Genomic DNA, 20,992 nt, shown 5'->3' with positions numbered 1-20,992 from the left:
CGGCATGCCGAATACACAAAACTCTGCTCCCGACACCGACTCTCTGGCCGTATGGTTACGCTGGCTGGAGACATTGTCAGCCCACGAGATTGAGCTGGGGCTGGAACGCGTCCAAACGGTATTGCAGCGCCTCCAATTGCCTCGGCCTAAGCGTGTTCTGCACGTTGCCGGCACCAACGGCAAAGGCTCGACGGTTGCGATGCTTGAAGCTCTCTACCTTGAGCGTCGTGATTCCGTCGCGTGTTATACCTCACCGCACGTTTCGCGCTATAACGAACGGATGCGGGTTCAGGGTCAGGAGCTTGACGACGCTGAAATAGTGGCCAGCTTGCGTCGCGTTGAAGCGGTGCGTGACGGCACTCCATTGACGTATTTCGAGTTCGGTACGTTGGCGGCTTTCGTCGCGTTTGCGGCGCGCCGCGCTGAAGTCTGGGTATTGGAGATCGGCCTCGGCGGGCGCCTTGATGCCGTGAACGCACTGGATCCAGACGCTGCCGTCATCACCAATATATCTCTTGATCATTGTGATTGGCTGGGGCCGGATACAGAATCAATTGCTCGTGAAAAGGCAGGCGTAATGCGTAGTGGTATTCCGGTTGTGTATGCCGCGCTGCAACCGCCGACGGCAATTACTCGCATCGCTGCAGAAATGGCCGCCCGGCTGCACGTTGCCGGTCGTGACTACGAAGTGACAGTGGAGGGGGGCTACTGGAATTATTTCGGCGCAGAGTTCAAATTCATGGGACTGCGCAAGCCCGGACTGCATGGCCGGTTCCAGATCGATAATGCGGCTGGTGCACTGACACTCTTTACTCTTATGGAAGGCGCCAGTGATACCGCAACGATTGATCGGGCGTTTGGCCGCTTGCGGTTGCAAGGGCGTATGCAACGTATCGACAGTAGCCGCCATTGGCTGCTTGATGTTGCTCACAACCCAGCTGCAGCGGAAGTACTGGCAGCAACATTGCGCGATGACTACCCTGATCGGCGCCTAATATTTGTAATGGGGGTACTTGCCGATAAAGATCTGGCGGGCATTGTGCAGCCGGTTGCGGCGTTGGCCGATGCCTGGATTGCCGTGACGCCAGAGAACCCGCGGGCATTGCCAGCGCCAATGCTGGCGGCCCGAATCGCCGAATTCGTTAACAAGCCGTGTCGAATTGCCACGACTGTTGCTGAGGGACTTGGCATTGCCGAACACATCGCGGGTGACAACGACCTGGTGGTAGTGACCGGTTCATTCTTTACCGTGGGGCCGGCGACCGCGGCGCTCGTGCCCACTGCTTGACGCTGGGCTATACTCGCGACCAACGCAAACAGAGAAATGTTGACGAATTAATGGATCGAGCACTGAAAGAACGCGTAATCGGCGCCATCGTTCTGGTGGTTTTTATCGTGCTGGTAGTCCCTGTGTTTCTGGACGGTCCGGTCGACGATGCTGAGGTCGTTAGTGAAACTGTTCTGCTGCCAGGTCAAAATGGCACAAGCGGTCAGGAGCGCAAGCGCCAGACTATCGTGCTGGAGCGTGATCGCAGTGAGCCGGTACCCGGCGCAGTCTCCAACACGCCGGAAGTCGTTGTTGCGGCGCCGCCGACTACCGAGCCATCGCCGGTTACCGATTCGCAACCAGCGGCTGAGCCGCCGCCACGCCAGGAGCCGGCAGCCGCCGTCGTCGCCGAACCAGAGCCAGAGTCGGAAGAACGTCCGGAGCCTGTTGTCGAGACGCGCCCCAGTACGCCGGCGCCTGCAGTTCAATCCAGTACCGGAATGTGGGCTGTGCAACTGGGCAGTTTTTCTAATAAGGCCAATGCAGAGCGGCTGGCAGCATCGCTGCGCAGCCAGGGGTACGCCGCTTTTTTAAGTCAGCTCAGCAGCTCGGGTACGCAGTTGCACCGGGTACGGATTGGCCCGCAAAAAGACCGCGAGAGCGCAGAAGCAGTTGCCAAACGGCTGGCAGGTGAAGGCCAGAAAGGTCAGGTCGTGCCCCATCCGTGATGCGCGGAAATCGAACGTCCCACGCTGGGACCGTTCTGCTAGAATCGTCGCCAGTTCGCCCCTGACCGCGTCACTCCACGCCCAAAGCGCTCATACCTGATGCCTGTAGCCGACATAGTTATCGCCGTCGCCGTTGTCATTTCGATCCTCGTTGGATTTACGCGTGGATTCGTCAAGGAAGCCATATCCGTTGCGTCACTGCTGGTCGCTGTGTGGGCAGCATTCAATATCGGCCCACACGCGGGGACCCTAAGCGCAGACTGGCTGAGTTCCAGTGCGATGCAACTCTGGTTCGGACGAGCACTTATTTTCATTGTTGTATTGGTGATCGGTGGCCTGGTTGGTTGGGGTGTCGCAAAGCTCGTGCGACTATCCGTACTGAGCGGCATGGACCGGATGCTGGGCATGGGTTTTGGCTTCTGCCGGGGCGTAGTGCTGGTCGCTGTGTTCGTAATTGGTGGGCAATACGCCAGTTTCGATCAGGATAACTGGTGGCACGAATCGCGATTTATTCCCTATGCAAGCCAGGTTTCGGACTGGCTGCGGGTGATGGCGCCGAAAGGCATGGAGTTACTACAACAACCACCCGGCTTGCCGGAGTCGTTGCCCATTGAAATGTCACAAACACTGACCAGAGAGAGGCCTGAGTAACGGCTATGTGCGGAATTGTAGGAATGGTCGCTGCTCGGCCGGTTAATCAAAGTATCTATGATGCACTGACAGTCTTGCAGCATCGGGGTCAGGACGCTGCTGGTATTGCAACCTCGGGGCCCGATGGCTTGCGGGTACGCAAGAGCAATGGTCTGGTCAGGGATGTCTTTCACCAGCGGCACATGTTGCACTTGACCGGCAACGTCGGCATGGGGCACGTACGTTACCCGACGGCGGGTGGTGCACAGACAGCGGAAGCGCAGCCGTTTTACGTCAATTCGCCGTATGGCATCTGCCTTGCTCACAATGGCAACTTGACGAACTACAAAGAACTTGCCGACTTGTTAACCCGGGAAGATCGGCGGCATCTCAATACCGGCTCGGATTCCGAAGTCTTGCTGAACGTGTTTGCTCACGAGTTGCAAGGGCGAACCACCGGGCGTGCCTCGCCAGATCAGATATTCGACGCTGTCGCCGCTGTGCACGAGCGTTGCTCGGGCGGCTATGCGGTCGTGGCTATGATCATCGGTCACGGTATCGTGGCGTTTCGCGATCCGAATGGCATTCGACCACTGGTCATAGGCAAGCGCGAAACCGACAGTGGCACCGAGTACATGGTCGCCTCAGAAAGTGTGGCCTTCGATATTTTGTCGTTCGAACGAGTGCGCGATGTGCGCCCGGGCGAGGCGGTCTATATTGAAGAAGGCGGGATTCTGCACAGTCGCGAGTACGCTGGTGAGGTGCATCACACACCGTGCATTTTCGAGTTTGTGTATTTTGCCCGGCCAGATTCCATTATTGACGAACTTTCAGTGTACAAGGCCCGTTTACGCATGGGCGAGCAGCTTGCAGGTCAGATCGTCCGTGAATGGCCGGATCACGACATTGATGTAGTAATACCTATACCCGATACGAGCCGCACCGCCGCCGTGCAGGTCGCCCATCACCTGGGAGCAAAGTACCGCGAAGGTTTTATCAAGAACCGCTACGTGGGCCGGACCTTCATTATGCCGGGGCAAGCTGAGCGGACTCAGTCTGTGCGACGGAAGCTGAACGCGATCGACCTGGAATTCCGCGGCAAGAACGTTTTGCTGGTCGATGATTCAATCGTCCGCGGCACAACGTCGGGACAAATAATTCGTATGGCGCGAGATGCCGGTGCGCGACGAGTGTATTTTGCATCCGCCGCGCCACCAGTGCGCTATCCGAATGTCTATGGCATTGATATGCCTGCGGCAAGCGAGCTGATCGCGAACGGTCGCAGCGATCAGGAAATCTGTGATCTCATCGGCGCAGATCGATTGATATACCAGAACCTGGATGGACTAATTCGTTCTGTACGTCACGACAACTCGGAGATCACTGAGTTCGATACCTCGTGTTTCTCCGGAGAGTACGTAACTGGTGACGTTAGCCCGGAATACCTCAGGGCTTTGGAAGCGCAACGCAGCGATACCGCAAAGTCCCATGCCGCCGCGGCACTGATGGTTGGCGCCGACAGTGCGGGTCTCGAGTCGGGCGACGCTGTCTCGACGTCTGGTACTACCGACTCCGCTGTCGGGATGTAAGCCAACCGTTTTCCGCTTGGTCGGGCGTGCCTTGCGACGCAAGTGGCCGAACAGTGGAGGACTGTCTGCGACGGATCATATTTGTGGATAATCGGCCGGCATGAACACTCGAATCATGATCATCGACTGTCACGCAGAGTTTCGGACGCTGTTGATGCATCACGTCAGCACACACTTGCCCGCAGCGATCATCTCCGAGTTTGATCCGGTTGCCAGCGGCCACTTGCCGGCCACTTTTTCCGGGGCCGGTAACGACCTTGTTATCGTTGGTGATCAACAAGGTGATTGCGATGGTGTTGATTTGCTTCGACAGTTCAAGGCGATTCGGAATTTCCCGCCAGTGCTTTACCTGACCAAAACTGGTTCCGGCGGCCGAACCGCTGCGTTGGCAGCTGGTGCCGACGCTGTCATTGAACGAAGCAATCTCCGGCACGATGCTTTCATAGTCGCCATTAGCGATTTGCTGCGTTCGCGCCAGCGATCGTCGTCGACTTCGGCGCTGTTTGTCGGTGACCTGCGCACCGGCATCAATCCTTTGATCAAAGGCTATCAGCTGCAACGTCGTTTGGCATCTGGCGCTCATTCCGGCGTTTATCTGGCCAGAAAAGAGAGCTCGCAACAGGATGTTGTTCTGAAAGTATTGCGCCATGATCCAGACGGTGAAGAGGGCCTTGGCGCGTTCGACCGCTTCTTGCAGGAGTACGAACTGATAGCTGATATTCAGCATCCAAACATCGTGCGCATTTTCGACCTTGGTGTGAGTGATGATCATGCGCATATAGCGATGGAGTACGTTTCTGGCGGCGACCTCAAGGCGAGGATCGAAGAAGGCGTCACGATCCCCGAAGCTGTCGACTACGCCCGCCAAATTGCCAGCGCTCTCGAGCAGATACACAAAGTCGGTATTCTTCACCGGGACCTGAAGCCGGGTAACATCATGTTGCGCTCAGACGGCAGTCTTGCGTTGATTGACTTCGGGCTTGCCAAGCACATGCGCCTGCAACAGGAAATAACTGACAGCGGTGAAATATTTGGCACGCCTTATTACATGAGCCCCGAACAAGGGCGTGGCAATGCGGTTGATCACCGCAGCGACATTTACAGCCTTGGCGTGATTTTCTACGAAATGTTGACCGGTCAAAAACCGTTTCGCGCAGGCAATGCAATGGGCATTATTTTCAAGCACAGCGAAGCGCCTATCCCTTTGTTGCCACCGCGGCTGGCTGAGTTCCAGTCAGTCCTCAATATGATGCTCGCCAAAAAGCCGGGCGATCGTTTACAAAGTGCGGCGGAGGTTGCCGAATGGCTGTAGATACATTGGTGCCGGATCAAATCAGCCGCTTTCTGCAAGTAGCAACTCCGGAGGCCTGGCTGGACGAGGCGAGTGAGCGACTGCCCGAACTGTTACTGGACCACGCCAATTGCGAACTAAAAGCCGCTTCGAGCGCGCTCGGCATTGTGTACCGCTACCCGGAACGCGATCAGCTGGTCTGGCGTATGTCACGACTGGCACGAGAAGAGTTGCGGCATTTCGAACAAGTGCGGCAACTGCTGGCTGCCAGAAAAATTGTGTACGCACGCCTGTCAGCATCACGTTACGCAAGCAGGTTGCATGAATGCGTACGCCGTGAGGAACCCGCTCGTCTGCTGGATACACTGATCGTCGGGGCTTTTATCGAGGCACGATCGTGCGAACGGTTTGCCGCGCTGATACCGCGTTTGCCGGAAGATATTGCGCGCTTTTACCGCGGGTTACTGGCTTCCGAGGCGCGGCATTTCGAACAGTACATCGGCTTCGCTCGCGAAGAATGCGACGTCGCGGAAGCCGAATTATTGTCCAGGATTGACGAGCTGCGTGCAGTGGAGAGTCAGATTGTCATTGAGCCGGATACGTTGTTCCGCTTTCACAGTGGTGTGCCGGCGACTGAAGATTAGTCGTTTCTAGGAATTGCACTGAGCACAGGGCCGTCTGCATCCCAGCGAACAACACTGCCTTGTTCGTACCAATCTCCGAGCACTATTCGTGTGGCGGCTTGTTCGTCTAGGTGTATTGCGTGCAGGGCGGGACGGTGAGTATGGCCGTGCAACATGAGCTGAATCTTGTGTTGCTGCATGACTTCCTTGATGGCCTGCGGGTTCACGTCGGAGATTTTTTCATCCAGACCACCGCTATGCATACTGCTGTCGACGCGAGCTTGCGCGGCAAACGCGAGGCGCTCGGTGAGTGATTTTTCCAGCATCATTGCCTGCCATGCCGGATCGCGGGTCATTCGGCGCACTGCCTGGTATTGGTGGTCGTCGGTGCAATAGGCATCACCGTGGCTTAGCAGTACGTTTTTGCCGTGTATTGTCTTTACCAGTGGATCAGTGAGCAGGATCAAACCAGTTTCGTCAGCGAACCGCTCACCGATCATGAAATCCCGGTTGCCGTGCATGAAGTACACAGGAATGCCATCATCGACCAATGCGCGCAATTGCAGTTTGGTTTGCGCGTAGTGCGGATTCGGATCGTCATCGCCAACCCACGATTCAAATAAATCGCCGAGGATGTAAAGGGCGTCCGCTGTGCGCGCTTCGCCTTCAAGAAATCGCTGGAACTGAGCGGAGATTGCCGGTCTGGCAGCATCGATATGAAGATCGGATACAAACAAGGTAGTCACAGGCAGCGTCCCGGTTGCGGCTAGGGTCGATAGGCTTTGGTAATGATGACCGGGGACACCGGAACGTCCTGTTCGAAGGGGCCTGCCGGAGACGTAGGCATTTCCGAGATTTTGTCGACGACGTCCATGCCGTCAATAACGTAGCCAAACACGGCGTAGCCCCAGCGATTGGACTGCGGGTTCAGACTCTTGTTGTCGGCGACGTTAATAAAGAACTGCGCAACGGCCGTATGCGGTGCTTCTTCGCGCGCCATTGCTACCGTACCGCGCAGGTGTGGCAAACCATTGCCTGATTCATTCGGAATTCCGCCCTCTGGTTCGCGCGCTTTCAGGTCCCGGTTGTAGCCACCGCCCTGAATCATGAAGTCAGGAATTACGCGATGAAATATGGTTCCGTCGTAGTAACCGTCCTCAACCAGCTTCAAGACCTGGGTAACGGTCAGCGGCGCACGACGTCCGTCGAGTTCAAGCAAAATGTTGCCTTCAGTGGTTTCGAGCATTACCTGTGGGTGCGCGGGTACCGTGTTGTCCGCCTGCGCAAACAGGGATACGGCCATTAGCAGAATGAGCAGGCTGGATTTCATGACGCGGCTTCCGTTAGTAGTGCAGGTTCGCGACGATACCAAAGCGAGGCCGCCTTAAGAAGCGACGCGCGTGCAATTGCTTGCCCGCGTTGATTGACCTCCTCGGGAGGCGGTCGTATTATCTGCCCCCCGTCGGGACAGGCCACAGTGGCCGGCCCTGTCGGAACGGAGAATGTCGGGGCATGGCGCAGCCTGGTAGCGCATCTGCTTTGGGAGCAGAGGGTCGGGAGTTCGAATCTCTCTGCCCCGACCATTCGTCCGCTGGTACGTCCGAGGAACTCCGCGCCCGTAGCTCAACCGGATAGAGCATCGGCCTTCTAAGCCGAGGGTTGCAGGTTCGAGTCCTGCCGGGCGCGCCAGTATTATTACGGGCACAGGCTGCCGCGGCGGGTCAGCGTCAGTCGTGAAACAGTGGTGGGCGTAGCTCAGTTGGTAGAGCCCCGGGTTGTGATCCCGGTCGTCGTGGGTTCGAGTCCCATCGTCCACCCCATTTCGCCAAACCGATTGCACAGCTCAGCTGTCGCAGGGCGGCAGAGGGCGACGCGATCGTGAAAACCACGGGCGCAAGCCGAGTTTTCCGGACCGCGATGCAAGGAAACCGCGCAATTCGGCGCGCGAGCGACATAGTTGTCAACGGATTGGGCCTTTAGCTCAGTTGGTAGAGCAGGAGACTCTTAATCTCTTGGTCCGGGGTTCGAGCCCCCGAGGGCCCACCAATCCGACAAGTCCTGCCAGTGATTCTTGATTGCGCGAGCAGGCTCATTACAATGGGCCCGCACTCAGCCAGAGAGTCATACAAGTCATAAGCAGAGCCGGGTCAGGCCTTAATTAACCGCTCGATTGGTGCCCACGAGCAACGGATCATCCGTTATACTCGCCGGCTGGATGTGAGGCGTGAGCGCCACGGGCCAGAAAAGCGAAAGTGGCGGAATTGGTAGACGCGCTGGATTTAGGATCCAGTGGGGTAACCCGTGAGAGTTCGAGTCTCTCCTTTCGCACCAACACCCTCTGGAAAGTAATTAATTCATTGAAAATTAAGTAGAAACTATCTCAATGCGCTTCGGGTCGAAGGCCGCTGAGGCGCGTATTGGAGATGGTTTTCGTTGACGAGCCTGTGTGGCCCCGCTGGGGCGGCACGCTGACAGAAAAGGTAAGCAAGATGATAGTCACTGTGGAATCGACGGGAACACTGGAACGGCGCATGCGCGTTGAGTTGCCTGCCGAGCGCATTGAAAAAGAGGTCGATTCGCGACTTCAGCGCGTTGCTCGTACCGCGAAGATCAAAGGTTTCCGTCCCGGCAAAATTCCCGCGAAAGTGGTTCGCAAGAACTACGGTGCGCAGGTTCGCCAGGAAGTCCTGTCAGATCTGATGCAGAAGAGCTACAGCGACGCGGTGCAGCAGGAAAACCTGTCGCCAGCCGGGGGGCCACAGATCGAGCCCGTATCGAGCGGCGACGGCGAAAACTTTGCTTACGTGGCAACGTTCGAAGTCTTGCCGGAGGTCACTCTGACGGGTCTCGATAAGATTAAAATTGAACGCCCGGTCGTAGATATCGGGGATGCGGATTGTGACGAAATGCTCGAGAACCTGCGCAAACAGCGGGCGACCTGGGCAACCGTAGAGCGAGCGGCTGCCGAAGGCGATCGGGTTATCGTCGATTTCGATGGCACCATCGACGGTGAATCGATTGCTGGCGGCAAAGGCGACGAGGTGCCTGTGGAACTCGGCAAGGGTCAGATGCTGCCGGATTTCGAAAAAGGCTTGACCGGCGTCAAAGCGGGCGACGAGAAGACGATTCAGGTTAAGTTTCCGAAGGACTATCAAGCCGAGGAATTGCAAGGCAAGAAAGTGGACTTTGCCCTCAAGGTTCATCGGGTGCAGGAGCAGGAATTACCGCCTCTCGATGACAGTCTCGCGGAAATGTACGGCGTCGAAGAGGGCGGTCTGGAGCGCCTGAAGCAAGACGTAATGCAGAACATGCGCCGTGAAGCGGATGACAAGGTTCGCAATGACGTCAAAGAACAGGTTATGGACGCACTTCTTGAAGCAAACCCGATTGACGTGCCGAAAGCGCTGGTTGATCAGGAGGCTCATTCGATGCAGCACGAGGCGATGCGCCGAATGGGCGTTGAGGATCATTCTCTGGCACCACGTGAGAATTTCACGGTTGCGGCGGAACGCCGTGTACGGCTCGGATTGTTGCTGCGTCAGTATCTGCAGGACCAGAAGCTCTCGGTGGACGCGAGCAGGGTTCGGTCACGGATCGAAGAAATTTGCGCCAGCTACGAGAATCCCAGTGAGATGGTTGCAAATTACCTGAGCAACCCCCAACTCATGCAGCAACTTGAGCCATTGGTGCTTGAAGAGCAGGCCGTAGAGCAGCTGGTCAAGGGCGGAACCGAGAAAGAAAAGAAAGTCACATTCTCGAAATACATGAATGACTAAGCCAGTCAAAACACTGGACTTCTGAACAGGACTTACTTAATGAGCGCTACAGCATTGAATCTTGTGCCAATGGTTGTCGAACAAACGGCGCGTGGCGAACGTGCCTACGACATTTACTCCCGGCTCCTTAAAGAGCGTCTGGTGTTCATCGTTGGCCCGGTAGAAGACTACATGGCCAATCTGGTCGTCGCGCAGTTGCTGTACCTCGAGTCGGAAAACCCGGACAAGGATATTCATCTTTATATCAACTCTCCGGGTGGCTCAGTGACGGCAGGCTTGTCGATTTACGACACGATGCAGTTCATCAACTGTGATGTCAGCACAATCTGCGTCGGGCAAGCGGCCAGCATGGGCGCGTTACTGCTTGCGGGTGGAACTAACAAGAAGCGTTTTGCATTGCCTCACTCACGCATCATGGTTCACCAGCCGAGTGCCGGTTTTTCCGGTCAAGCCACCGATATCGACATTCATGCGAAAGAAGTGCTGGAGCTGAAGCGCCGACTTAATGAGATCATGGCTCGCCATACCGGCAAGTCCGTTGATCAGATTGAAAAAGACACTGATCGTGACCACTTCATGAGCGGTGAGGTCGCGAAGCAATACGGCATCATTGATACAGTGCTTGCGTCGCGCACCGAAATCGGCACACCCGTGGCAGGAAAAGATTAGGAATCTCAGTCGCTTGCAGCTCTACTTAAGCGAATGAGACATGGCGCTTTGCACGCTCAGGAAGCGCGTGTTATATACACAACAGTCGTAACAGACTGATTTTTGGATACAGAGGCAAGCTAATAATGAGTGACGAGACCCGCGGCAAGAACGAGGATGGCAAGCTCCTCTACTGTTCTTTTTGCGGCAAAAGCCAGCACGAAGTCCGCAAGCTCATCGCCGGGCCTTCTGTATTTATCTGCGACGAGTGCGTCGAGCTGTGCAATGACATCATTCGCGAGGAGCTCGAAGATGCCACTGACAGCAATCGCGACAGCCTGCCAAAACCACATGAAATCAAGGAAGTGCTTGACGAGTATGTCATCGGGCAACAGCGCGCCAAGAAAGTGCTGTCCGTGGCTGTCTACAACCACTACAAGCGCCTTGAAGACCGGGCGGGAGAGCGTGGTAAGGACGACGTCGAACTCGCGAAGAGCAATATTCTCCTGATCGGACCCACCGGCTGTGGCAAGACGCTTCTGGCCGAGACGCTTGCACGCTTGTTGAACGTGCCGTTTACGATCGCGGATGCAACTACGTTGACCGAAGCCGGCTATGTCGGTGAAGACGTCGAAAACATCATTCAGAAGTTGCTGCAAAAGTGCGACTATGATGTTGAGAAGGCGCAAACCGGCATCGTCTACATCGACGAAATAGACAAGGTGTCACGCAAGTCCGATAACCCCTCCATTACCCGTGATGTATCGGGTGAGGGCGTTCAGCAAGCACTGCTGAAACTCATCGAAGGCACGATTGCGTCCGTACCCCCGCAGGGTGGTCGCAAGCATCCCCAGCAGGAATTCCTGCAGGTTGATACCAGCAATATATTGTTCATATGTGGCGGCGCCTTCGCCGGGCTCGAAAAAATTATTCTGAACCGTTCGTCGAAGAGTGGCATTGGCTTCGTTGCTGAGGTCAAGACCAGCGAAGACGAGCCAAGTATCGGCGAGCTGTTGCACGAGGTTGAGCCAGAGGATCTGATTCGTTTCGGGTTGATTCCCGAATTCGTCGGTCGCCTGCCGGTCGTTGCAACGCTGGAAGAACTGGATGAGGAAGCATTGATCAGCATTCTGCTGGAACCGCGCAATGCTCTTACCAAACAGTACAAGAAATTATTCGATATGGAAGGCGTGGAACTTGAGTTCCGGGATGACGCGTTGCGGGCTGTTGCAAAACGAGCCATGAAACGCAAAACCGGGGCACGCGGCCTGAGAACTATTCTCGAGAGCGTGCTGTTGGATACGATGTACGATTTGCCGTCATCCACGTCGGCCAAGAAGGTTGTCCTGGACGAAGCGGTCGTGGCGGGCGAGACAAAGCCGTACATTATTTACGAGTCTGACGAGCCGTCGACGGTGAATATAGAGCAACAGCCGCGACCGACCGGTTCTGATCGCTAGTTTCGATCGGCAAGCTGTGCCGGAGTTTTCTCTGCCGGATTGCTGGTCGAGCGTGAGGCAAGCAGTTGCCCGAATCCGGCTCTCAAGCCGGCGCTCGGCGTGCCGATACCTATTCTGAACTTTAACCCTGTTGATATTGCCGGATTCGGACTTATGTCCCTACGTCAGCAGGCAGCGCAGGCCGTGCCGTACTATAGTCTGACTTGCAGACAGCGGCAGCTTGGCAATAACTAACGAGGGCAGTCTTTGTGACCGACGAAATCAAACCGGAAGATAGTGACAACTCCTTGATTGAACAAGAGACAACGGGGCGAATTCCGGTGCTGCCATTGCGCGATGTGGTGGTTTATCCGCACATGGTGATCCCGCTGTTCGTGGGACGGGACAAGTCGATCGTAGCGCTGGACCGCGCCATGAATGCCGGCAAGAAGATTCTGCTCATCGCGCAGCGCAAGGCAGACAAAGACGATCCCAAGCCAGGCGACCTCTACGACATTGGGACCTTGGCCAGCATCCTTCAGTTGCTGAAGCTGCCCGATGGCACCGTCAAAGTGCTGGTCGAAGGTGGTGACCGCGCAAGAATCATGGACGTTGAAGTGACGGATCACTTTGCGGCGAATATTGAAGCATTGCCGGAAGACAGCGACCACGATGCGCGAGAAATAGATGTCTTGGTGCGTTCGATCATTGCCCAGTTCGAGCAATACGTAAAACTCAATAAGAAGGTGCCGCCTGAAATTCTGACCTCGTTGAGCGGGATTGATGAGCCGGGTCGGTTAGCTGACACAGTTGCTGCGCACATGGCGTTGAAGCTTTCTGAGAAACAACGGATTCTCGAGATTTGCGATATCAAAGTTCGTCTTGAGCAAATCCTCGGCATTATCGAAGGCGAGATTGATGTCTTGCAGATCGAAAAGCGTATTCGTGGCCGCGTTAAGCAGCAAATGGAGAAAAGTCAGCGCGAGTACTACCTGAATGAGCAGATGAAGGCCATTCAGAAAGAACTTGGGGAAATGGACGACGTTCCAAATGAACTCGCTGACCTTGAGAGCAAGATCGAAAATGCCGGCATGCCGAAGGAAGCCAGGGAGAAAGCAACTTCTGAGTTGAACAAGCTGAAGTTGATGTCGCCAATGTCTGCGGAAGCAACGGTCGTTCGAAATTATATTGACTGGCTTGTGAAAGCGCCGTGGAAAAAACGCAGTAAAGTATTGCGTGACCTGACTCGGGCGGAAGAAGTGCTCGAGGAAGATCACTACGGTCTTGAGAAAGTAAAAGAAAGAATTCTTGAATACCTTGCGGTTCAACTGCGAGTGAAGCGCCTTAAAGGACCTATCCTTTGTCTCGTGGGCCCACCGGGTGTAGGCAAAACGTCGCTCGGACAAAGTATTGCTCGTGCGACTAATCGCAAGTTCGTGCGAATGTCTCTTGGCGGCGTGCGCGATGAGGCGGAAATTCGTGGTCACCGCCGGACTTATATTGGTTCAATGCCGGGCAAGATTGTGCAGAACCTGTCCAAGACCGGTGTTCGCAATCCGCTGTTCCTGCTCGACGAGATCGACAAGATGGCAATGGATTTTCGTGGCGATCCGTCTTCCGCGTTGCTGGAAGTTCTCGATCCGGAACAGAACTCCACGTTCAACGATCATTATCTCGAAGTAGACTTCGATTTGTCCGATGTCATGTTTGTATGTACGGCGAACAGTCTGAATATACCTGCGCCGCTGCTCGATCGAATGGAAGTAATTCGCATCCCGGGTTACACCGAAGACGAGAAGCTCAATATCGCGCAGCGTTATCTGGTGCCGAAGCAAATGCGCGAGAACGGGCTTGAAGAAAACGAGCTCAGCATTTCAGAGTCAGCGGTTCGCGAAATTGTGCAGCATTACACGCGCGAATCCGGCGTTCGAAATCTGGAGCGTGAAATTTCCAAGATTTGCCGGAAGGTCGTTAAGTCTCTGCTGCTAAAGCCACGCAAGTCGGCTGTGCGCGTTCTGCCGAAAGGCATCGACAAGTACCTTGGTGTTCGTCGTTATCGTTACGGAAAGGCCGAAGACAACGATCAGGTAGGGCAGGTTACCGGCCTGGCCTGGACAGAGGTTGGTGGCGAATTGTTGACAATAGAAGCCGCCGTTGTTCCCGGTAAGGGCAAGTTGAATCATACAGGCCAGCTTGGCGACGTGATGACTGAGTCAATTCAGGCGGCGATGACAGTAGTTCGAAGTCGCGCTGGTGTCCTAGGACTGGATAGTGAATTTCACCAGAAAAATGACGTGCATGTTCATGTACCAGAAGGCGCAACTCCGAAGGACGGACCTAGCGCTGGCGTTGGTATGTGCACCGCGCTGGTCTCAGCTCTGACCGGTATTGCAGTCAAGAGTGATGTGGCTATGACGGGCGAAATCACCCTTCGAGGCGAAGTCTTGCCGATTGGTGGCCTGAAAGAGAAGCTGCTTGCCGCGCATCGTGGTGGTATCAGTACGGTCTTGATCCCTCATGAGAACGAGAAGGATTTGGCCGAAATACCGAAGAACATCAAAGAGAAACTGAGCATAGTTCCGGTGAAATGGATTGATCAGGTGCTTGAGCATGCGCTGCAACACATGCCAGTGCCTGAGTCAAAGGCTAACGAAAAGAAAACATCGTCGTCAAAAAGCGACGCCGAATCAGATAGCAAGGACGTCGTTCGACCGCATTGATTTCAACATCGTCGTTGATATGACTTGTTGACGCTCTTTTTGCCGCTTGGTATAAGCTACGCGTGTTTACGCCAGCAAATGTTCTGCGTCTGGTGTGTCGGATTTGAGTTCTGTGTGAGCTTGGCCGGCAAAGAGGGAAAGATTGTCATTCATCGCTTGGTGTGCTTTTTTGAATGACAGTCAGGGGTGCGGAATTACCAACCTCAAGATCCGCATTATAAATTCCATACATCAATTTCAAAGGTGAATGCATGAACAAGGGAGAACTTATTGAGGCGGTTGCCAGTGGCGCGGATTTGTCGCGGTCCGAGGCAACCAAAGCGGTTGACGCAGTGCTCGATAGCGTTACCCAGACACTGGCGGATGGCGGTACCGTATCCCTCGTTGGATTCGGAACCTTCGCTGTTAAGTCGCGTGCAGCACGTCAGGGACGTAATCCACGTACTGGCGAAACGATCCAAATTAAGGCGAGTAAAGTTCCTGGTTTCAAGGCTGGCAAAGCCCTGAAGGATGCCGTAAACTAGCGCGCGCTTCGGGGCCGGACGGTTAGAACACATGCACGGTGTGTCGTTTCTGATTGAAAGCAACGAAGTTAAAATCGCAGTGACGCTGCGATTATCGGGTGCTTAGCTCAGCTGGTAGAGCATCGCCCTTACAAGGCGAGGGTCGGCGGTTCGATCCCGTCAGCACCCACCAAGTTATGGAGTGGTAGTTCAGTTGGTTAGAATACCGGCCTGTCACGCCGGGGGTCGCGGGTTCGAGTCCCGTCCACTCCGCCAACGAAAGAAAAGGCCGTCCCGCAAGGGACGGCCTTTTTTTTATGCTCGTTCGCGGTGCATTTCCGTGTAAAGCTTGGCCTGATCGGACCGGTAAAGTATCATCCGAGCCCTGATTTTACTGGCTTGTGGGCACGATTGACCGACTTCTACCGGAGCGCTTCTGCAGGGCCCGGCCATCCCTACTCAAACTGAACCCTTAAACTATGCTGCAAAATATCAGAGACCGTTTTACCGGCGGCTTCGCCATCGCGATTCTTGCATTGCTATGTGTGCCATTCGTTTTCTTCGGCATAAATTACAACTTCATTGGCGCGGGCTATGCAGCCAAGGTCAATGGCGAAGAAATTTCTATGTTCGAGTTCGATGATGCCTACCGTCAACAACTGGCAAGTTATGGCGAGTTCGGCGGGCAGCTCCCCGAACAGCTGCGTTCAATTCTGAAACAGAACGTGTTGAACAACCTTATTTGGGATGAAGTCGTTGATCAGTATCTGAGTGACAGCGGTTTCCGCATCAGCGACGACACAATTACGACGTTTATCCAGAGTGCGCCAGAATTTCGGGTTGACGGCCGGTTTTCCAAAGACAACTACTACGCGTGGCTTGCCGAACGCGGCCTCGAGCCGGTTCAGTTCGAGGCGAGTCAACGCATTGGTTTGCGGCAGGGTCAGTTGCAACGAGGTGTCGCAGCAACAGCATTCGTAACGCCGGCGGAATACCGTCGTTACCTGAACCTTGTCCGTGAGCAACGCGAAGTGGCGATTGCTACTTTTGATGTTGATACGATTGCCGAAAGCATTGAGATTAGCGATGGCGATGTGCAGGCTTACTATGATGAACGACCCGGCGACTTCATGTCGTCAGAAACGGTCGACCTAAAGTACATCGAGCTCCGCCGTGACGAGTTGCAACAGACACTCGATATTAGCGAGCAGGACTTGCGTGATGAGTATGCAGCTGCAAGTAATCGCTATCTGCAGGATGAGCAGCGGCAGGCCAGCCACATTTTGATCTTGTCTGGAGATGATGAGGCGGCTGCAAAGGAACAAGCCACGGCGATTGCCGCACGGGTTCGCGCAGGCGAACCGTTTGCCGATCTCGCGCGGCAATATTCCGCAGATTCCGGCACAGCAGAGCGTGGTGGTGATCTGGGTTTGCTGCCGCATTCCCAGTATCAGGAAGAGCTGGCTGATACCGTATTCGCGATGCGCGAAGGCGAAGTCTCGGAGCCTGTCCAAAGCGATTTTGGTTTCCATGTTGTTCGTCTCGACGATATTCAGGCAGGTGGTCCGTTGCCGTTCGAACAGGTGCGCGCTGAACTTGAGCAGGAGTTGCGGCTGCGACGTGTCGATGCGATGTGGCGGGATGCATCGCGTGACATCGCAGATGCGCTGTTTGACGCCGATAGTATTGAATCGTTGGCCAGTACCGTCGGTCTCGAGGTTCAGCAGGCCGTGGGTTACACCCGCAACGGCGGTGCGCCGTTTGGCAACAACCAGGCAGCGATTGATACGATTTTTGACGATGGCGTGTTGAACGAACGACAGGTCAGCGACATTGTGGAGCTGGATGCGAACCGTTCGGTAGTGGTTCAGGTCAGCGAATATCATGAAGCAGAGCGCAAGCAATTGGTCGAAGTGCGCGAGCAGATTGTCGCCAGCATCAGAAACGAACGCGCCCGCACAATCCTGGCGGAAAAGGCGTCAGCTCTGCAGGCGGCACTGCGTGATGGCCAACCATTTACCGCGGCAGCTGAAGCGGTTGCGGCGAGTGCCGTAGCTACGACGGTGATACGCCGGGATGATTCTGAAACGGATGCAAACATCCGCGATGCGGTCTTCGCAGTGAAAAAGCCACCAGCAGGGCAACAGCGTATTGGCACTGTTCAAACCACGTCGGGGGACGAGGCGGTATTCAGCGTGATGCGGACTGCGCCGGGCCGACCGGAAGCTATGCCGGTGGCACAGCGCGACGAAGGCAAGCGAGCGCTCTCCGGACAGGCAGGACAAGCTGACTACACGGCGGTGGTGTTTGAGCTCGAGCGCAATGCTGACGTAGAACGTAATCTGGAGGCGTTGGCCCAGCAAAGCATGTTCTAGCAATAGTTCCTGCGTTACGTATGTGGTGTAACATGCTGGTCAATAACTGATCAGCATGTTGCGTTGACTTGGGTCGACATCGAAGCTCGGCTGCACAGCGTATGCAGACAACCAGGGGAGAATGTATGACCAAGCTTGAACTGCATTGGCAGATACTGATTGCCATCGTGTTGGCCGGAATTGCCGGCGGTACGATCAATTACCTGATGGCACACGGTGTTGAGAACCCGGGGTTCTTCGGCGTTAGCGCCATCGCAGTTCTCGACTACATAGGCACCATCTTCCTCAATGCGTTGAAGATGATCATCGTGCCGCTGATTTTCTCTTCGATTACGGTCGGTGTCGCCGGCATAGGTTCGGGCGGCAATCTGGGATCGCTAGGTGGCAAGACGTTGCTGTTCTATTTGGCGACGACAATCGCGGCTATCTTGGTCGGGCTGCTACTCGTAAATCTGATCGGCCCTGGGTACATCGACGGGCAGCCTGTCGGCGATATGCTGGGCTTGGATGCAGATAGCGGTCAGATTGCACTCGCTGCTGAAAGTCGCGGTCCCGGTGACGTAGCACAAATTTTTAAGGATATGGTGCCACCGAACGTTGTGCAGGCCGCCGCGCAAGGTCAGATGCTCGGCATCATATTCTTCGCGTTGTTATTCGGCTATTTCATGACGCAGATGGACAATTCGCTCTCAGAACCGATGTACAGGTTCTGGGATGGCGTGTTCAACATTATGATGCTCATGACTGAGTGGATAATGAAGTTTGCGCCGATTGGTGTCTTCGGTCTGGTCGGCAAGGTAGTCGCGGAAGCCGGATTCTCAGGCGTTGGCCCATTGGCGATATTTGCGCTGACCGTGGTCGCTGCCCTGGCAGTTCACGCGCTCGTTGTATTGCCACTATTCCTGCGCTACCTCGGCAATGTTTCGCCTTACAGGATGTTCCCTGCTATGGCGCCGGCAATGCTGACGGCGTTCTCTACGGCGTCATCGTCGGCAACCTTGCCTGTCACAATGAACTGCGTTGAAGACAACGCTGGCGTCTCAAATAAAATTTCTAGCTTCGTCCTGCCGTTGGGCGCGACTGTCAACATGAACGGGACTGCGCTGTACGAGTGTGCCGCCGCGATGTTCCTGGCCCAGGCTTATGGCTTGGACCTGACTATCTCGGTGCAGTTTTCTATCGTAATTATCGCGTTGCTCACGTCCGTCGGTGTCGCGGGTGTGCCGTCCGCGTCGTTGGTTGCCATTGCCATCATACTTGGCGCTGTCGGTTTGCCGCTCGAAGCGGTAGGCGTACTGCTTGTATTCGATCGCATTCTCGACATGATGCGAACCAGCCTGAATATTTTCGGCGATTCCTGTTGTGCCGTCATCGTCGCGCGGATGAGCGGCGAGGAAACCAAGTTGGCTTTGGATGCGAATAACTGATCGTCGTGGCATGACAGCAGGCGAATACCCCGAGTGACGAACTCATTGTCGACGAACTCGTTGCTTTGCCACGTAAATCTTGCAGCCGACTATCGCGGTGGCGAGCGGCAAACACAGCTGCTCATTGAAGAGTTCGCGGCACGCGGTTATTCCCAACGGCTGGTTGCCCGGCGCGGCGGAAAACTTGCCGCCCGTTGCGCTGCTGTCCCCGGATTGGACGTAGTTGAATCGGCCTCGCAGCCACTGGCAGCCGCCTGGGCCGCGCGCGGCAGTGACCTGCTGCACGCGCACGAGGCTCGGGGGATCTATGCCTGTTGGCTCGCTGCTCGCTTTCCTCGCATTCCCTGGCTATTGACGAGACGCGTTGATAACCCGTTCAAGCCGTCACCGCTGCGTGACAGGGTATATCGGCGAGCCAGTGCTCTGGTCGGTGTATCGCGAGCGATCTGCGAGCAAATTGAAATGTACTACCCTGGAGAACGGTGCACGGTTGTTGCAGATGCCCACGCTAACCTGACCCGCAATCATCACGTGCCTGATTCTCTGAAAGCGCGGTTTTCCGGCAAGACCGTGGTCGGCCATGTCGGGGCTTTGGACCATTCCCACAAAGGGCAGGGGACGATCATCGAAGCGGCTCGGCTCGCGCAGCAGCAGCACCCGGAACTGCATTTCGTACTAGTGGGCGACGGTCGTGATGAGGCGAAGTTTCAAGCAGCCGCTGCCGGACTGAATAACCTCGAGTTCGCCGGCTTCGTCGACAATGTTGACGACTGGCTGTCGGTGTTTGACCTGTTCGTGTTCCCCTCGTTGCACGAGGGCTTGGGCTCCACGCTGCTCGATGCCATGAGCTTCGGCCTGCCGTTGGTCGCAAGCCGAGTCGGCGGCATTCCTGACATTGTGGTCGACAAGGTCAATGGCTTGTTGATAGAGCCGGAACGGCCCGAGGAATTACTGACTGCCGTCCTGACAATATTGCAGGACGACAGTCTGTATGAGTCGATGCGGGTAGCAAACCTGAATCAAGCGGACGCCTTCAGCCCGGTGGCGATGGCCGATCGATACGAAGTGCTGTATCGAAAGTTGTTGCGTATTCGCTAGCGTGCGACTGTGGCCTTACTCTTCGTCGAGGTGCATTCCGATTGTGCTGTAGCCGCCATCGACGTACATGATTTCACCGGCGACGCCTGCCGCCAGATCAGAGCAAAGAAATGCGGCTGCATTGCCGACATCTTCCGGCGTTACGTTACGGCGAATGGGCGAGACCTGTTCCACATGCGTCAGCATTTTCCGGAAACCAGCGATACCCGCGGCAGCCAGAGTCTTGATTGGGCCTGCTGAAATGCCGTTCACGCGTATGCCACGCGGGCCAAGATCGGCTGCAAGGAACCTGACATTCGCTTCGAGACTCGCTTTGGCAAGGCCCATGACATTGTAGTTCGGTACGGCACGAACGGCGCCAAGGTAAGACAGTGTCAAAATGGCCGAATTGCGGTTTTGCATCAGCGGCAGAGCAGCCTTGGCCAGGCCGGCCAGACTGTAGCTTGAGATGTCATGAGCGATCTGGAAGCCTTCGCGGGTCACGCTCTCTATATAGGTGCCGGCGAGTTGCTCGCGGGGCGCAAAGCCAACCGAGTGAACCAGCACTTCGATGCCGTCCCACTCTTTCTTGATGGCTTCCATCAGCGCGTCGATTTCTGAATCGTGGGCCACGTCCAATGGATAGACAAGTGACGAGCCGAGTTCATTGGCCATGTCTTCGACGCGAGGCTTCAGCTTCTCGTTCTGGTACGTGAATGCCAGTTCTGCGCCTTCGCGCGCAAATGCCTGTGCAATACCCCAGGCGATAGATCGTTTGCTGGCGAGCCCTACAATCAGAGCGCGTTTACCTGCCATGAACCCCATACTGATTCCCCGATAGTGCAATAGTAAGTCGTGATTCTAGTGCCGCAGCGCGACGGCCACAATGCGTGTCAGAC

General features: G+C 55.5%; 17 protein-coding genes and 7 tRNA genes. 21 read left to right on the top strand and 3 right to left on the bottom strand.

Annotation, left to right across the window (positions count from 1 at the left end):
- Window positions 1-4 precede the first annotated feature (4 nt).
- The 6 genes from AC0L8N_RS02770 (at window position 5) to AC0L8N_RS02745 (ending at window position 6,149) form a co-directional block, all read left to right on the top strand.
- On the top strand, window positions 5-1,288 hold the full coding sequence (locus AC0L8N_RS02770) for a bifunctional folylpolyglutamate synthase/dihydrofolate synthase (RefSeq protein WP_473666047.1): 1,284 nt from the start codon (window positions 5-7) through the stop codon (window positions 1,286-1,288).
- A 50-nt stretch (window positions 1,289-1,338) separates the two neighbouring features.
- Window positions 1,339-1,995, top strand: a complete 657-nt coding sequence (locus tag AC0L8N_RS02765; RefSeq protein WP_473666046.1) for an SPOR domain-containing protein — start codon at window positions 1,339-1,341, stop codon at window positions 1,993-1,995.
- Window positions 1,996-2,094: 99 nt separating this feature from the next.
- Window positions 2,095-2,646, top strand: coding sequence for a CvpA family protein (locus tag AC0L8N_RS02760; RefSeq protein WP_473666045.1), 552 nt, complete (start codon window positions 2,095-2,097; stop codon window positions 2,644-2,646).
- A 5-nt stretch (window positions 2,647-2,651) separates the two neighbouring features.
- Window positions 2,652-4,214, top strand: a complete 1,563-nt coding sequence (gene purF, locus AC0L8N_RS02755) for an amidophosphoribosyltransferase (RefSeq protein WP_473666044.1) — start codon at window positions 2,652-2,654, stop codon at window positions 4,212-4,214.
- Between the two features lie 100 nt (window positions 4,215-4,314).
- On the top strand, window positions 4,315-5,526 hold the full coding sequence (locus AC0L8N_RS02750) for a serine/threonine protein kinase (protein WP_473666043.1): 1,212 nt from the start codon (window positions 4,315-4,317) through the stop codon (window positions 5,524-5,526).
- Window positions 5,517-6,149 carry a MiaE family protein gene (locus tag AC0L8N_RS02745; RefSeq protein WP_473666042.1) on the top strand — a complete coding sequence of 211 codons (633 nt, stop codon included), beginning with the start codon at window positions 5,517-5,519 and terminating at the stop codon, window positions 6,147-6,149. Before AC0L8N_RS02750 ends, AC0L8N_RS02745 begins: the two co-directional genes overlap by 10 nt.
- Here the strand turns inward: AC0L8N_RS02745 and AC0L8N_RS02740 are convergent.
- Together AC0L8N_RS02740 and AC0L8N_RS02735 are read right to left on the bottom strand one after the other, a co-directional pair.
- Complete coding sequence (locus AC0L8N_RS02740) at window positions 6,146-6,874, bottom strand: UDP-2,3-diacylglucosamine diphosphatase (RefSeq protein ID WP_473666041.1); 729 nt, start codon at window positions 6,872-6,874, stop codon at window positions 6,146-6,148. The two genes, AC0L8N_RS02745 and AC0L8N_RS02740, sit on opposite strands and share 4 nt — an antisense overlap.
- 20 nt (window positions 6,875-6,894) lie before the next feature.
- A complete protein-coding gene (locus tag AC0L8N_RS02735; RefSeq protein WP_473666040.1) occupies window positions 6,895-7,458 on the bottom strand; it encodes a peptidylprolyl isomerase in 564 nt (187 codons plus the stop codon).
- Window positions 7,459-7,634: 176 nt separating this feature from the next.
- Between AC0L8N_RS02735 and AC0L8N_RS02730 the strand changes: the two genes are divergently transcribed.
- The 15 genes from AC0L8N_RS02730 to AC0L8N_RS02660 all read left to right on the top strand — a co-directional run bounded on the left by AC0L8N_RS02730 (window position 7,635) and on the right by AC0L8N_RS02660 (window position 20,114).
- A tRNA-Pro gene (locus tag AC0L8N_RS02730) sits at window positions 7,635-7,711 on the top strand.
- Between the two features lie 29 nt (window positions 7,712-7,740).
- Window positions 7,741-7,817: transfer RNA gene (locus AC0L8N_RS02725), tRNA-Arg, on the top strand.
- Between the two features lie 55 nt (window positions 7,818-7,872).
- Window positions 7,873-7,948: transfer RNA gene (locus tag AC0L8N_RS02720), tRNA-His, on the top strand.
- A gap of 150 nt (window positions 7,949-8,098) precedes the next feature.
- Window positions 8,099-8,174, top strand: a tRNA-Lys gene (locus AC0L8N_RS02715).
- A gap of 200 nt (window positions 8,175-8,374) precedes the next feature.
- Window positions 8,375-8,459 (top strand) — tRNA-Leu (locus AC0L8N_RS02710).
- Between the two features lie 158 nt (window positions 8,460-8,617).
- Window positions 8,618-9,904: a trigger factor gene (gene tig / locus AC0L8N_RS02705; RefSeq protein ID WP_473666039.1), complete on the top strand. Its 1,287-nt coding sequence runs from the start codon at window positions 8,618-8,620 to the stop codon at window positions 9,902-9,904.
- A gap of 39 nt (window positions 9,905-9,943) precedes the next feature.
- Entirely contained in the window at window positions 9,944-10,573 is a 630-nt protein-coding gene (gene clpP, locus AC0L8N_RS02700) for an ATP-dependent Clp endopeptidase proteolytic subunit ClpP (RefSeq protein WP_473666038.1), read from the top strand.
- A 125-nt stretch (window positions 10,574-10,698) separates the two neighbouring features.
- Window positions 10,699-12,012, top strand: coding sequence for an ATP-dependent Clp protease ATP-binding subunit ClpX (gene clpX, locus AC0L8N_RS02695; RefSeq protein WP_473666037.1), 1,314 nt, complete (start codon window positions 10,699-10,701; stop codon window positions 12,010-12,012).
- Window positions 12,013-12,299: 287 nt separating this feature from the next.
- Window positions 12,300-14,711, top strand: coding sequence for an endopeptidase La (lon, locus tag AC0L8N_RS02690; protein WP_473670001.1), 2,412 nt, complete (start codon window positions 12,300-12,302; stop codon window positions 14,709-14,711).
- Window positions 14,712-14,962: 251 nt separating this feature from the next.
- On the top strand, window positions 14,963-15,235 hold the full coding sequence (locus AC0L8N_RS02685; RefSeq protein ID WP_068614418.1) for an HU family DNA-binding protein: 273 nt from the start codon (window positions 14,963-14,965) through the stop codon (window positions 15,233-15,235).
- Between the two features lie 96 nt (window positions 15,236-15,331).
- A tRNA-Val gene (locus tag AC0L8N_RS02680) sits at window positions 15,332-15,407 on the top strand.
- Between the two features lie 6 nt (window positions 15,408-15,413).
- Window positions 15,414-15,490: transfer RNA gene (locus AC0L8N_RS02675), tRNA-Asp, on the top strand.
- A 203-nt stretch (window positions 15,491-15,693) separates the two neighbouring features.
- Window positions 15,694-17,589 (top strand): SurA N-terminal domain-containing protein, encoded by a 1,896-nt coding sequence (locus tag AC0L8N_RS02670; RefSeq protein WP_473666036.1) that lies wholly within the window; start codon window positions 15,694-15,696, stop codon window positions 17,587-17,589.
- Window positions 17,590-17,714: 125 nt separating this feature from the next.
- Window positions 17,715-19,016, top strand: coding sequence for a dicarboxylate/amino acid:cation symporter (locus tag AC0L8N_RS02665; protein ID WP_473666035.1), 1,302 nt, complete (start codon window positions 17,715-17,717; stop codon window positions 19,014-19,016).
- Window positions 19,017-19,049: 33 nt separating this feature from the next.
- A complete protein-coding gene (locus AC0L8N_RS02660; RefSeq protein ID WP_473666034.1) occupies window positions 19,050-20,114 on the top strand; it encodes a glycosyltransferase family 4 protein in 1,065 nt (354 codons plus the stop codon).
- Between the two features lie 15 nt (window positions 20,115-20,129).
- On the opposite strand, the gene AC0L8N_RS02655 is transcribed toward AC0L8N_RS02660, so the two are convergent.
- Complete coding sequence (locus tag AC0L8N_RS02655) at window positions 20,130-20,918, bottom strand: enoyl-ACP reductase FabI (protein WP_473666033.1); 789 nt, start codon at window positions 20,916-20,918, stop codon at window positions 20,130-20,132.
- Window positions 20,919-20,992 lie beyond the last annotated feature (74 nt).

The sequence above is a fragment of the Woeseia sp. D3-10 genome (assembly GCF_055809415.1).
This window is presented reverse-complemented; position numbering and strand designations above follow the sequence as displayed.